The following is a 14,159-nucleotide window of genomic DNA, read 5'->3' on the forward strand; positions in this document are numbered from 1 at the left end:
AGTGCAAAAAAGATTAAAAAAAAATTGGATTTTACAATATATATAAATATGTTTACATCCTCAAAATTGTTAAGCACAAGAATTAACACATAATTACAACTAAATAATTTAACCTCAAGTTTCTATGAATATTAAGAAGTTTGCCTTATTAACAACTGTTTTAGCCCTAATGGTTAGCTGTAACTCTGGTGACAGAGGACAACTCGTAGGCGTTAAAGGAAAGAAGTGGCACCCAGAAAAACCTTATGGTATGACACTTGTACCAGGTGGTGCATTTATAATGGGAAAATCTGATGATGATTTAGCAGGAGTAGAAGATGCTCCAACTAGAACTGTAACAGTAAGAGCCTTTTATATGGACGAAACCGAAATCACTAATAGTGAATATCGTCAATTCGTAGAATGGGTAAGAGACTCTACACTAAGAACTAAATTGGCAATTTTAGCTGATGAAATTGGTGAAACTCCTGGAAATGGTGGTATTGGAGAATTTGCATTTAATGATGCAGATCCAGAAAACATGACCGTTTACGAAAAGTATATGGATAACAACTATAGTGGCCTTGGACCTACAGGCTATGAAGGTAGAAAATTAAACAAAGATGTTGATTTGATTTTTGATACTGCAGATTATCCAGATGAATACTATGCTGAAGTAATGGATACAATGCATCTTCCAATTGAAGAATCTTACAATGGTCAACGTACTTGGGATGTTAAGAAATTTAAATTCCAGTATAAGTACATGGATATTCAAAAAGCTGCTAAGAATAGAGATTTGAAGCGTAGTGATGCTATCATAACAGAAGAAGTAGTTGTTTATCCAGATACAACTGCTTGGATTAGAGATTTCTCTTATTCATATAATGAGCCAATGCACAATGATTATTTCTGGCATGACGCTTATGGAGAATATCCAGTAGTAGGTGTGTCTTGGAAACAAGCTAAAGCATTTTGTCAATGGAGAACATTATATCATAACGCTTATAGAAAATCAAAAGGAAGACATTTTGTGAATTCTTATAGATTACCATCAGAAGCAGAATGGGAATATGCTGCTAGAGGTGGTCTTCAGGGAGCAACGTATCCTTGGGGTGGACCATATGCTAAGAATGATAGAGGATGCTTTATGGCAAACTTTAAACCATTACGTGGTGATTATGCAGCAGATCAAGCTTTATATACAGTAGAGGCTGATGCTTACGAACCAAACGATTTCAACCTTTATAATATGGCTGGTAACGTTTCAGAATGGGTACAAGGATCTTATGATGCTGCTTCATATGAGTATATGGCATCATTTAATCCAAATGTGAACAATCCAGATAACGAACGTAAAGTTGTTCGTGGAGGTTCTTGGAAAGATGTGGCATACTTCTTACAAGTAAGTTCTAGAGATTACGAATATGCAGATTCTGCAAGAAGCTACATTGGCTTTAGAACCGTTCAAGATTACATGGGGACTGAGGTAACTAAGAACGCTGCAACAAACTAAACAACAAGTAAATAATTAACAACTAAACTAAATATTAATCAACTTAAGTTTACAACTGACTTAAAAAACTAAAAAGAAAATTATGGCACAGAAAAAATTATCTACAATGAATATGGTCTACGGACTAGGAGCTGCAATCGTTATTATTGGAGCATTATTTAAAATTCAACACTGGCCTTATGGATCATTAATCCTAACAATAGGTATGATTGTAGAAGCTATAGTATTTACAATTTCAGCTTTTGAAAAGCAAGGTAATGATTTAGATTGGTCTCTTGTATATCCTGAGTTAGCTGGTGGTCAGTCTTTAGCTGGTAAAAAGAAAGTTGAAGCACCTAAAGATGCTGAAGGTTTATTATCTAAAAAATTAGACAACTTATTAAAAGATGCTAAAATTGATGGAGAATTAATGGCAAGCTTAGGGAACAGTATCAAGAATTTTGAAGGTGCTGCAAAAGGAATTAGCCCAACTGTTGATGCTATGGCATCTCAAAAGAAATATGGTGAAGAAATGTCTTTAGCTGCTGCTCAAATGGAGTCTTTAAATAGTCTTTATAAAGTACAAATGGAAAGCGCTAGTCGTCAAGCGACAATCAACGAAGAGTCTGTTGTTAACGCTGAGAAATTAAAAGAACAAATGAAATCATTAGCTTCTAACTTATCATCATTAAATGGTGTTTATGGAGGAATGTTAACAGCAATGAATAAAAACTAATTAGTTTTTTTAACTATAATATTAACAACTAAAAAAGACTAATTAACATGGCAGGAGGAAAACAGTCCGCAAGACAAAAAATGATTAACCTAATGTATTTGGTGTTCATTGCAATGATCGCAATGACCATGTCAAAAGAAGTATTATCTGCTTTTGGCTTAATGAATGCAAAGTTTGTCAGAGCAAATGAACTAGCTACATCATCTAACATGGGAATGCTAGAAGGTTTAGCATTAAAGGCAGAGGAAAAACCGGAAGAATTTAGAGTTGCATCTAATAATGCTACTCAAATAAATACAATATCAGAAGGCTTTTTTAAATATCTTGATTCTCAGAAAGCACTTATTCTTGAAAAAGGAAAGTTTGAAAGAGAAGAAAACGGAGATCTTCCTTCAGAAGAGATGGACAAAGGTGATTTTTTAGATGAATACTGGTTTACTGGTGATCGTTTAACTAAAGCTGGAGAAGCTTTTATGGAACGTTTGAATAAGTATAAAGCAGATGTAAAAGCTATACTAGGTGATGACATCAAGTATGAAACAGCAATCGCTAACTTTGATAAGCGTTTTGATACGAATGAAGTCGTAAATAATGATGGAAAGAAGCAACAATGGTTAGATTATCATTTTCAAGGTTTTCCAGCAATTGCATCTTACACTAAAATAACAGCAATGCAAAATGATGTAAAAGCTACAGAAACAAATATGTATAATTTGTTTTTAGGTAATACATTAGATGCAGCAGTTTCTCTTAAAAACTATACTGCAATCGTAATTGCAGATAAGTCTGCATTTTTCGCAGGTGAGAAATTTCAAGGTAAAGTAGTATTAGGTAAATATGCTAATGTTACTCCAACAGGTTTAAGCATTGGAGGTCAATCTATAGATTTAAATAATGCAATTGATTCTACTGGAGCTGCACGTCTTGACTTTAATGTCGGTGGTGTTGGTGAACAGGAGATTAAAGGTACATTCACGTTTTTAGAAGATGGTAAGCCATTAGAAATTCCTATTAAAGGAAACTATGTGGTAGTACCTCGTCCAAACTCTGCAACGATTTCTGCAGATAAGATGAACGTTGTATATCGTGGTGTTGTTAATCCAATGACAATTTCTTTTGCTGGTGTACCTGATAACAAAGTAAGAGCAACTGGTGCTGGATTAAAATCTGCATCTGGTATGGGTAAATATACTATGGTTCCTACGTCTGGTCGTGAAGTTACGATTAGTGTAAGTGCTACTTTAGATGACGGTTCAAACGTAAATGATAAAGCAGTATTCAGAATTAAAGATATTCCTAAGCCTGCTGGTCAAATGGCAGGTAAGAGTGATCCTAAATTACCGAGAAACAATGTTGCTGTAGGTAAAGTTGAGGCAGTCCTAGAAGATTTTGATTTTGATTTACCACTAACAGTAACAGGTTTTAAAATGAAAGTAGAGGGTAAGCCTTCTGTAGTATGTTCTGGAAATAGATTAAATGGTGCTGCAAAATCTGCTTTAGCTAGTGCTAAGCGTGGTTCTCAAGTTCAAATTTTTGATATTAAATCAAGAAGTAATGGACCTGCAATCAAACCAGCATCACCAATTATTATTACTTTAACGAACTAATTCTCTATTATATAACCCAAATTAAAATTAGAAAGATGAATTATAAATTTTTATTATCAATTGTTACCACAGTTTGTATCACATCTAGTATGTTTTCTCAAGCTAACATTTTAAATGCCAAAAATCCTGGAGAGGTTGGTGTTAAAACTGAAGCGCAATTAGCATTAGATTATGACAAACCATTAGAGTATGGTTATGTTGATGATAGAGACATTTTGTTTTCAAAAATGACTTGGGAAAAAGTTGTTTTAGATGAACGTGTTAATTTTCCATTATACTTTCCTGTAGACACCAATAATATTGGTAAAGAAAGACGCTCTTTATATCATACATTGATTAAAGCAGTAAGAGATGGGAAAATAACAAATGTGTATAATGATTCTTATTTTTCTCAAAAAAGAACACAAAAGGAACTTCAAGACATTACAACTAAAATTGATACTTTAGATATTGGTTACGATCAATTAAATGCAGATGGTTTTGTAGATCCTGAGTATATCACAACAACTACTATTGAAGCTTATCATATTAGTGCTTATTTAATTAAAGGCCTTTGGTATTTCGATAAACGTCATGGAGAATTAAAATATAGAATTCTCGGTATTGCACCAGCAGCACCAGATGTTAACTTTTTAGATTCTGAAGATGAGGCTCAAAAAATGCCTAATGCATTATTTTGGGTATTCTATCCAGAGGCTAGAGAAGTTTTACATGAAGGTAAAGCGTTTAACAACAAAAACAGTGCTATGCCATTGACTTTTGATCACTTGTTAAATTCTAGACGTTTTAATGGTTACATGTACAAAGAAGAAAATGTATATGGTGATAGAGAAGTTAAAGATTACGTCGCAGATAATGCGTTAATGCAACTTTTAGAATCAGATCGTATTAAAGAGAAGATTCGTAACTTCGAACAAGACATGTGGTCTTACTAAGAAAAACATAAATTATATAAAAATGCTCACTTTTAAAGTGAGCATTTTTTGTTTTATGACTTCGGAAATTCGAAACTTTTAACAAAAGTCAAATTATTCTTATGAGTTCTTCTTTACATTTGTAATTAAATTGATAAAACTGTGAAACAAGTAGATTATATCATAGTAGGTAATGGATTAGCAGGTATTGCTTTTTGTGAGCAATTGAGAAATGCTAACAAAGATTTTGTTGTTTTTGATAATAACTCACAACAATCATCAAGTGTTGCAGCAGGATTATACAATCCTGTAACTTTAAAGCGGTTTACTAAAGTTTGGAATGCTAAAGAACAGTTAATCTTAGCAATGCCAAAATATAAAGTACTTGAGCAATTACTAAATGTAAAGTTAGATTATCAATTACCTGTATATAGAAGATTCATGTCGGTTGAAGAGCAGAATGATTGGTTCTCAGCTTCAGATAAACCGGTCTTAGAAGACTTCTTATCCACTAATTTGGTTAAGAATACTAATGCTGTTATAAATGCAGATTTCGGTTTTGGAGAGGTGTTGCATTCAGGTAGAGTTAATACTTCGCAACTTGTGAAGTTGTATAGAAATTATCTTCTTGAAAACGATAAACTCGAAGGTGAGGAATTTCAGTATGAATTATTGGAAATAGAGCAAGAGTATGTTCAGTATAAAGACATAAAAGCAAAACATATTGTGTTTGCTGAAGGCTTTGGGGTTACTAAAAACCCATTTTTCAGTCATTTACCACTTAATGGTACAAAAGGAGAAATGCTAACCATAGAAGCTTCAGATTTAAAGATGGATTTTATTATGAAATCATCTGTGTTTATTGTTCCGTTAGGAAAGAATTTGTTTTGGATTGGTGCTACTTATGAGAGAGAAGATAAGACTCATAATATTACTGAAAATGCAAAGGATCAATTAGTAGATAAATTAAAACAGATTATCAAATGCGATTTTAAAATCGTAAAACAAGTTGCAGGTATAAGACCAACAACAAAAGATAGGCGACCTTTGGTTGGATCACATTGCGATTATAAAAATGTTCATGTACTAAATGGATTAGGAACGCGAGGTGTTATGATTTCTCCATATGTTGCTGAGCAATTATTCAATCATATTGAAAAAGGAGAATTATTAGATCCAGAAATAGATATTAAAAGAATTAAAAATTAGAAGTACAGCCAATTTCCGAAGTTGAAATTTAAAACAGACCTTATTTTTTTACCAATTTTTTGTCGTAATTCACAAACATATTAATCCAAATATTTCTTGAAAGACGCATGATGATTGGTCCAAATACTAATAAAGTTATTACAATAGCTATGAAAGCGGTCAATAAAGATGATTCAAAGCCTAAAAAACTAATCAAAAAAGCAGGAACAGCAAATGCAATTCCAACGCCATAACTCACATACATAGATCCATAGAAAAATGAAGGTTCAAGGCGGTATTTAAAATTACAATGAGAACAATTATCATTAATTTTTAATACATCACTAAGCACATAAGGGTTTTTAGTTTTATACATAGATTCCTGTTGACATTTTGGACAAGTTCCCGTAAAAATGCTATAAATTTTAGTGCCTTTTAACATGATATAAATTTGATTACTTTTGCGCTTTGTAAATAAAATACAAATTTAAGGTTTTAATAAATAATTCATTGTAACAAAAGTAGCAAATGCTCAATATTCATAATCTTTCCATTTCATTTCAAGGCGAATACTTGTTTGAAGATATCACCTTTAAATTAAGTCCAGGAGACCGTATAGGATTGATCGGTAAAAATGGAGCAGGTAAATCTACAATGCTCAAAATTTTGTCTAAAGAACTAGAACCAGATTCGGGACAAATTGCAGCAGATAAAAACCTGAGCTTTGGTTTTTTGAAACAAGATATTGATTTTGTCTTGGGGAAAACAGTACTCCAAGAGTCTTACGAGGCATTTAAAGAAATCAAAGAACTAGAAGCTAAAATGGAGTATGTGAATACCCAACTAGTAGAACGTACTGATTATGAAAGTGAAATTTATCACCAATTGATGGTTGATTTAAATGATATTCAACATCAATATGAAATTATTGGAGGTTATAATTATCAAGGTGAAACTGAAAAAATATTACAAGGATTAGGTTTTAAACGTGAAGATTTTGATAAACTTACAGATACCTTTTCGGGTGGATGGAGAATGCGAATCGAATTAGCAAAACTACTTCTTCAAAATAATGACATATTATTGTTAGATGAGCCAACCAATCACTTGGATATAGAATCTATTATTTGGTTAGAAAACTTTTTAAAAGGGTACTCTGGAGCAGTAGTAATTGTGTCTCACGATAAAATGTTTTTAGATAACGTAACTAATCGTACTATTGAGATTTCTCTTGGTAGAATTTACGATTACCCAAAAGCATATTCTCAATTTTTAGTGCTTAGAAATGAACTTAAAGCGCAACAATTAGCATCACAAAAGAATCAACAAAAGCAAATAGAACAGACTGAGAAACTTATTGAGAAGTTTAGGGCCAAAGCTAGTAAAGCAACAATGGCTCAATCGCTTATCAAGAAGCTAGATAGAATGGATCGTATAGAGGTTGATGAAGATGATAATAGTGTGATGACTTTAAATTTTCCTGTGTCTATAACACCTGGTAAAGTGGTTGTAGAAGCAGAGAATATCTCCAAAAATTATGGAGATAATCATGTGCTTTCAAATGTTAATTTACTTATAGAAAGAGATAGTAAAACTGCTTTTGTTGGGCAAAACGGACAAGGGAAATCTACACTAGCAAAAATCATTGTTGGAGAATTAAAACATCAAGGCGATTTAAAATTAGGACACAATGTGCAAATTGGTTATTTCGCTCAAAATCAAGCAGAATATCTTGACGGTAGTAAAACGGTTTTAGACACTATGATTGATGCTGCTAATGAAACGAATAGAAGTAAGGTTCGTGATATTTTAGGATCATTTTTATTTAGAGGTGACGAGGCAGAAAAGTACGTGCGTGTCTTATCTGGAGGAGAACGAAATCGTTTAGCTTTAGCAAAATTGATGCTCCAACCACTTAATATGTTGGTGATGGATGAGCCAACAAATCACTTGGATATTAAATCTAAAAATGTACTCAAAGAAGCCCTTAAGAAATTTGAAGGCACCTTAATTTTAGTATCACATGATAGAGATTTTCTTCAAGGTTTAACTAATAATGTATACGAATTTAAAGATCAAAAAATAAAAGAATATTTAGGTGATATAGATTTCTATTTAGAAGAGCGTAATGTTGAAAATTTACGTGAAGTAGAAAAAAGAACTGTCATTAAAGAAACACCTAAAGAGACCAATAAGCAAACTTATAAAGATCAGAAAAAACTAAAATCTTTAAATAATAAATTGAGCAATATTGAGTCTAAGATTAATGTCTTAGAAAAAGATATCAAAAAAGATGATGTCGAGTTAGCTACTAATTATGATGCTACTGCTGCAGACGCTAGTTTTTTTGAACGTTACCAAACTAAAAAGGATAAACTAAAAAAGTTAATGGCAGATTGGGAAATAATTACACTGGAATTGGATGAATTGAGTTGAAAATAACCAATTTTATTTTTTTTAAGGAATAATTAACAACCATACACTAAACTTACCAATATTTTTGCGGTCTAACTAGTTCAACCAAATTAGATCAATGCGTAATATTATACTCTCCATTATTGGTGTCGTTTTAATTGTAGGCTCATTTTTTATAGCCAAACGATTAATTGATAATAAGAAAAAACCCAAACCAGTACCCGAAAAAGTTGTTAAAACAGTTTTTACCGATACGGTTCAAAATAGTACAATACAAATTGTAATTCCTGCAAATGGTAGTTTAGTAGCTAAACGACGTGTAGAGCTTTATGCAGAAGTCCAAGGTGTTTTTAGAACCAGTGGAAAACTTTTTAAACCAGGTCAAGAATATCGTCAAGGCGAAAATTTAATTCGAATTGATGCTGCGGAATATTATGCAAGCGTTCAGTCCTCAAAAAGCAATCTGTATAATTCTATTGCTGCAATTATGCCAGATTTAAGATTGGATTTTCCAGATGTATTTCCAAAATGGCAAAGTTATCTCAATGGTTTTGATTTAAATAAATCGACACCTAAGTTACCTGAAATGACTTCGGAAAAAGAAAACTATTTTATAACTGGTCGTGGCATTGTATCTAATTACTATAACGTCAAAAATTTAGAGCAACGATTGGCAAAATATAATATAAGAGCACCTTTTAATGGGATATTAACGGAAGCGCTAGCTACTGAAGGTTCTTTAATTAGAAGCGGACAAAAATTAGGAGAATATATTGATCCTTCGGCTTATGAAATGGAAGTCGCTATTAGTAAAACCTATGCTAATTTATTGAAAGTAGGAGAAGATGTTGCTTTAAATAGTTTAGATAAAACCGAAATATATACAGGGAAAGTATCTCGTGTAAACGGAAGCATAGACGCTACCACACAAACCATTACTGCGTATATAGAAGTCATAGATGAAAACCTAAAAGAAGGTGTGTATTTAGAAGCTAATTTAAATGCTAAAGAAGAAAATGATGCCATAGAACTTGATAGAAACCTATTATTAGAAAGTCAACAAATATTTGTGGTTAAGGATAGTTTGTTGGATGTTATTGATGTAAAACCTGTATATTTTTCAGATACTAAGGTGGTTTTAAAAAATATACCAAACGGAACCATTATCCTTAAAAAAGCAGTTCCAGGTGCTTATGCAGGAATGCTAGTTAAAGCTTTTAAAGACGAAAAAGAAGAGCAGCCAATTTCCGAAGAAAAAGAAGAAACAAAAAAGGACATTGTAACAAAATCTAAAAAAGCAAAATAGGTCATGAGAAAACTCATTGAATATTTTATCAGGTACCACGTTGCAGTTAATATTTTTATTTTCGCTTTTATTGTTTTTGGTATTATAGGTGTACTGTCTTTAAAATCATCTTTCTTTCCATTGACAGATTCTAAAATAATAACAGTAAGTGTTACTTATCCAGGAGCTTCGCCTCAAGAAATTGAAGAAGGTATTGTGCTTCAAATAGAAGATAATCTCAAAGGTTTAAAAGGTATAGATAGAGTCACTTCTGTATCTAGAGAAAACAGCGGAACTATTACTGTTGAAATAGAAAAGGACGAGAACATTGACTTCATGTTATTAGAAGTTAAAAATGCTGTAGACCGTGTGCCTTCATTTCCTTCAGGAATGGAACCTCTAATTGTTGCAAAACAAGAAGCTGTTAGAGAAACTATTTCTTTTGCTTTAAGTGGTGAAAATATTCCGTTAGTAACTTTAAAACAAATTGGTAGACAGGTAGAGAATGATTTAAGAGCTATTGATGGTATTTCACAAATTGCGATTTCTGGGTATCCAGATGAAGAAATAGAAATAGCTGTAAATGAAACCAGTTTATTAGCTTATAATTTGACATTTGGTGAAGTTTCACAAGCAGTTAGTAGGTCAAATATTTTAACAACTGGTGGTACTATTAAAACAGATACAGAAGAGTATCTTATTAGAGCGAATAATCGTTCTTATTATGGAGATGAGCTTTCAAATGTTGTAGTAAGTGCTTCTAATGATGGTAAAGTAGTGCGTTTAAAAGACGTAGCTATTATTCGTGATCGTTTTTCAGAAACACCTAATGCAACATATTTTAACCAAAAATTATCTATAAATATATCCATAACTAGTACTAATACCGAGGATTTAATATCCTCTGCAGATAGAGTAAAAGAATACATAGAAGCCTACAATCAAAAACATAATAACGTACAGTTAGATGTGGTTAGAGATTTATCTAAAACACTAAACCAACGTACCGATTTACTAACAGAAAATGCAGTTATTGGGATGTTACTCGTGTTGTTGTTTTTATCTGTTTTCTTAAACACGCGTTTAGCGTTTTGGGTTGCTTTTGGGTTGCCGATTTCGTTTTTAGGAATGTTTATTTTTGCAGGTCAGTTTGATGTCACCATAAATGTTTTATCACTCTTCGGAATGATTATCGTTATCGGAATATTAGTAGATGATGGAATTGTTATTGCTGAAAATATCTATCAACATTACGAAAAAGGGAAATCTCCAATTGAAGCAGCAATAGATGGTACAATGGAAGTAATTCCTCCAGTAGTATCTGCAATTATTACAACCCTTTTAGCATTTTCATTATTTCTGTTTTTAGATAGTAGAATTGGTGAGTTCTTTAGTGAAGTAGCTGTAATTGTTATACTTACGTTAACCGTTTCATTAGTTGAAGCACTCATAATCCTACCAGCGCATTTAGCGCATTCTAAAGCATTAAGAAAGCAGGTTGTAGAAGAAAATCCTTCAAAAATGAAGCGATTCTTCTTAAAGATGCGAATCATTAATAAGGCTGGAGATAATTTCATGAACTTTTTAAGAGATAAAGTATATGCACCAGCAATTACTTTTGTTTTGAATTTTAAACTACTTTCTCTTGGTATTTTTACTGCATTATTAATTTTAACTTTTGGAGCAATTGGAGGAGGAGTTATTGGTATGACGATGTTTCCATCTGTTGCTAGTGATCGAGTTTCTATAGAATTAGATATGCCAAATGGTACGAATGAGAAAGTAACAGATTCTATCATTTCAATGATAGAAGAAAAATCATTTATAGTAAATCAAGAGTTAACCGAGAAGTATTTAAAAGGAACAGATAAGCAGCTTTTTGAAAATACTATTCTAACAATAAATAGTAGCTCGAGCGCAAGCTTACGAATAAATTTATTGCCAGGTGAAGAAAGACCAAATGCAATAAAATCTGATTTAGTAGCAAATAGATTACGTGAATTGGTTGGTCCTGTTATTGGTACAGAACGTTTAATTTTTGGTTCTGGTGGTAACTTTGGTGGTAGTCCAGTTTCTGTATCGCTTTTAGGAAATAATATTGATGAACTTAAAGCAGCTAAAATAGAGTTAAAGCAAGTTTTAGAATCTAACCCTTTATTAAAAGATATAGAAGACAATGATCCTGCAGGAATTAAAGAAATTCGCATTGAACTTAAAGAAAGTGCTTACTTATTAGGCTTAAATTTAAGTACAGTTATGAGTCAAGTACGTTCTGGTTTCTTTGGTACACAAGCACAGCGTTTTCAAAGAGGACAAGATGAAATTCGCGTTTGGGTTCGTTATGATAGAAGTAATAGAGCATCTATTAACGATCTGGATGATATGAGAATCGTAACTCCAATAGGAGAGCGAGTAACACTTAAGGATATTGCTTTTTACACCATAGAAAGAGGAGATGTTGCTATTAACCACTTAGAAGGACAACGAGAAATTCAAGTATCGGCAGATTTAAAAGATCCAAGTACAAGTACTACAGATATTATAGACGATTTAAAAAATATTACTATAGTAGATTTAAAATCTAAATACCCAACCATTTCTGCATCTTTTGAAGGACAAAACCGAGAAAAAGATAAGCTAATGAGTTCTTTAGGCCAAGCAGGAATTCCTATTTTATTACTAATTTATATTGTAATAGCTTTTACGTTTAGAAGTTATAGTCAGCCACTTTTATTAATGCTTTTAATACCTTTTAGTTTAACAGCTGTGGCTTGGGGACATTGGCTTTTAGGGTTTTCAGTAAACATTTTATCTCTTTTAGGTATCATTGCTTTAATTGGTATTATGGTAAATGATGGTTTAGTGTTAATAGGTAAATTTAATTCTAATTTACGTGAAGGATTAAAGTTTGATGAGGCACTTTTAAATGCTGGAAAATCTCGTTTTAGAGCTATATTTTTAACATCTTTAACAACAATTGCTGGTTTAGCTCCTCTACTTTTAGAGAAAAGTAGACAAGCACAATTTTTAAAGCCCATGGCGATTTCTATTTCCTTTGGAATTGCTTATGCAACCATTTTAACCTTATTAGTTTTACCATTATTCTTATCGTTTAGTAATAGCATAAAGAAAAATGGAAAATGGTTATGGACTAATAAAGAGGTGACAAAAGAAGAAGTTGAACGTGCTATTAAAGAACAAAAAGAAGAAAATGAACATTAAATTATATAGTGCTTACGCTTTATTTTTCTTCGGAATAATAGTTAACGCACAACAAGTATTAACAACAGATGAAGCTGTAAAGCTTACGTTAGAGCATAACTACGGAATAAAAATAGCTAATAATATTGTTGAAGTAGCAGAGAACAATACAGGAGTTTTAAACTCTGGTTATTTGCCAACACTAACTGGAAATGCAGGAGCAGCAATAGATGTTCAGGATTCTGAAGGACAACGCGTTGATGGAGATGTTATTACAGCAAAAGATGTAGAAACACGTCGTTACAATGCTTCGTTAAATTTAAATTACACACTGTTTGATGGATTAGGACGTTTATATAATTACAAACGTTTAAAAGAAGAATATCAGTTGTCTGAGTTAGAGGCTCGTGAAACTATAGAAACTACAATGTTGCAATTATTCTCTATTTATTATACTGTAGCTCAACTCTCAGAAAATACAGATGCTTTGGAGGAAACTTTAGTGATTTCAAAAGATAGATTAGTACGAGCTGGATACCAGTTCGATTACGGACAGAGTACAAAGTTAGGCGTTTTAAATGCGGAGGTAGATATCAATAATGACAGTATCAATTTTATAAACGCAAAACAACAATTACGAAATACAAAGCGTGATTTAAACGTTGTTTTAGGGAATCAAATTAGTGAAGAGTATCATGTAGATACAGATTTAAGTTTTTTATTTGATTTAAATAAAGAAGAGCTTTTAGATAAAACGAAAGCGAATAATGTGTCTTTGATGCAGGCAGACAGAAATATAAATATAAGTCAGTTTGATATTAAAACCAATAAAGCACAATTTTTACCCACAATTGGTTTAGTAGGATCTTATGGTTGGAATGAATCTTCAACAGATAATCCTTTAGCTTTTACTGTACAAAGTACTACATCTGGCTTGTCTGCAGGATTAAATTTATCATGGAATCTATTTGATGGTGGAGGCACGTTGACACGCGTTAAAAATGCTAAGCTAGTTTTAGAAAATCAAAAGCTTCAAAAAGAACAACTTAACATTGATGTAGAGCGTAATTTTAATAATGCTTGGGATGATTATCAAAATAAATTGTTGATTTATCATGTGCAAGAAGATAATATCAAGACCTCACAAAATAATTTTGAACGTACACAAGAAAAATTTAAAATTGGTCAAGTGACTTCAATTGAATTTCGTCAAGCACAACTTAATTTGCTTAACTCAGAGTTAAACAGAAATCAAGCTAAATACGATGCTAAATTAGCAGAGTTGACTGTGCTTCAGTTAAGTGGGGAATTATTAAATGTAGATTTTTAATTTCCGAAG

The 14,159-nt window shown here is 32.2% G+C and carries 10 protein-coding genes; 9 read left to right on the forward strand and 1 reads right to left on the reverse strand.

Annotation, left to right across the window (positions count from 1 at the left end; genetic code table 11):
- Positions 1 to 130 precede the first annotated feature (130 nt).
- From porK to IM744_RS15350, 5 genes are all read left to right on the forward strand, one after another.
- The gene (porK, locus tag IM744_RS15330; RefSeq protein WP_449421302.1) at positions 131 to 1,495 is read left to right on the forward strand and encodes a type IX secretion system lipoprotein PorK/GldK; all 1,365 of its coding nucleotides are present in this window, start codon (positions 131 to 133) and stop codon (positions 1,493 to 1,495) included.
- An 82-nt stretch (positions 1,496 to 1,577) separates the two neighbouring features.
- Entirely contained in the window at positions 1,578 to 2,210 is a 633-nt protein-coding gene (gene porL, locus IM744_RS15335; protein ID WP_194509032.1) for a type IX secretion system motor protein PorL/GldL, read from the forward strand.
- A gap of 47 nt (positions 2,211 to 2,257) precedes the next feature.
- Complete coding sequence (porM, locus tag IM744_RS15340; RefSeq protein WP_194509033.1) at positions 2,258 to 3,817, forward strand: type IX secretion system motor protein PorM/GldM; 1,560 nt, start codon at positions 2,258 to 2,260, stop codon at positions 3,815 to 3,817.
- A 35-nt stretch (positions 3,818 to 3,852) separates the two neighbouring features.
- Entirely contained in the window at positions 3,853 to 4,752 is a 900-nt protein-coding gene (gene porN, locus IM744_RS15345; protein WP_194509034.1) for a type IX secretion system ring subunit PorN/GldN, read from the forward strand.
- 141 nt (positions 4,753 to 4,893) lie between these two features.
- Positions 4,894 to 5,940 carry an NAD(P)/FAD-dependent oxidoreductase gene (locus IM744_RS15350; protein ID WP_194509035.1) on the forward strand — a complete coding sequence of 349 codons (1,047 nt, stop codon included), beginning with the start codon at positions 4,894 to 4,896 and terminating at the stop codon, positions 5,938 to 5,940.
- A gap of 40 nt (positions 5,941 to 5,980) precedes the next feature.
- Here IM744_RS15350 and IM744_RS15355 read toward each other — a convergent pair whose 3' ends face one another.
- Positions 5,981 to 6,364, reverse strand: coding sequence for a DUF983 domain-containing protein (locus tag IM744_RS15355; protein ID WP_194509154.1), 384 nt, complete (start codon positions 6,362 to 6,364; stop codon positions 5,981 to 5,983).
- Positions 6,365 to 6,447: 83 nt separating this feature from the next.
- On the opposite strand from IM744_RS15355, the gene IM744_RS15360 reads away from it, so the two are divergent.
- From IM744_RS15360 to IM744_RS15375, 4 genes are all read left to right on the forward strand, one after another.
- The gene (locus IM744_RS15360) at positions 6,448 to 8,355 is read left to right on the forward strand and encodes an ABC-F family ATP-binding cassette domain-containing protein (protein WP_194509036.1); all 1,908 of its coding nucleotides are present in this window, start codon (positions 6,448 to 6,450) and stop codon (positions 8,353 to 8,355) included.
- 97 nt (positions 8,356 to 8,452) lie between these two features.
- Positions 8,453 to 9,640, forward strand: a complete 1,188-nt coding sequence (locus IM744_RS15365; RefSeq protein WP_194509037.1) for an efflux RND transporter periplasmic adaptor subunit — start codon at positions 8,453 to 8,455, stop codon at positions 9,638 to 9,640.
- Between the two features lie 3 nt (positions 9,641 to 9,643).
- Positions 9,644 to 12,841 (forward strand): efflux RND transporter permease subunit, encoded by a 3,198-nt coding sequence (locus IM744_RS15370; protein WP_194509038.1) that lies wholly within the window; start codon positions 9,644 to 9,646, stop codon positions 12,839 to 12,841.
- Positions 12,831 to 14,150, forward strand: a complete 1,320-nt coding sequence (locus IM744_RS15375; RefSeq protein ID WP_194509039.1) for a TolC family protein — start codon at positions 12,831 to 12,833, stop codon at positions 14,148 to 14,150. The genes IM744_RS15370 and IM744_RS15375 overlap by 11 nt, the downstream gene beginning before the upstream one ends.
- The last annotated feature ends 9 nt before the right edge of the window (positions 14,151 to 14,159 follow it).

The sequence above is a fragment of the Psychroserpens luteus genome (assembly GCF_015319355.1).
In the GTDB taxonomy this organism is placed as follows: Bacteria; Bacteroidota; Bacteroidia; order Flavobacteriales; family Flavobacteriaceae; genus Psychroserpens; species Psychroserpens luteus.

What these genes read in the sequence shown, in the direction of transcription:
- porL (WP_194509032.1), top strand. Translation starts at nt 1,578, where the DNA reads ATGGCACAGAAAAAATTATCTACAATGAATATGGTCTACGGACTAGGA.
- porM (WP_194509033.1), top strand. Translation starts at nt 2,258, where the DNA reads ATGGCAGGAGGAAAACAGTCCGCAAGACAAAAAATGATTAACCTAATG.
- porN (WP_194509034.1), top strand. Translation starts at nt 3,853, where the DNA reads ATGAATTATAAATTTTTATTATCAATTGTTACCACAGTTTGTATCACA.
- IM744_RS15360 (WP_194509036.1), top strand. Translation starts at nt 6,448, where the DNA reads ATGCTCAATATTCATAATCTTTCCATTTCATTTCAAGGCGAATACTTG.
- IM744_RS15365 (WP_194509037.1), top strand. Translation starts at nt 8,453, where the DNA reads ATGCGTAATATTATACTCTCCATTATTGGTGTCGTTTTAATTGTAGGC.
- IM744_RS15370 (WP_194509038.1), top strand. Translation starts at nt 9,644, where the DNA reads ATGAGAAAACTCATTGAATATTTTATCAGGTACCACGTTGCAGTTAAT.
- IM744_RS15375 (WP_194509039.1), top strand. Translation starts at nt 12,831, where the DNA reads ATGAACATTAAATTATATAGTGCTTACGCTTTATTTTTCTTCGGAATA.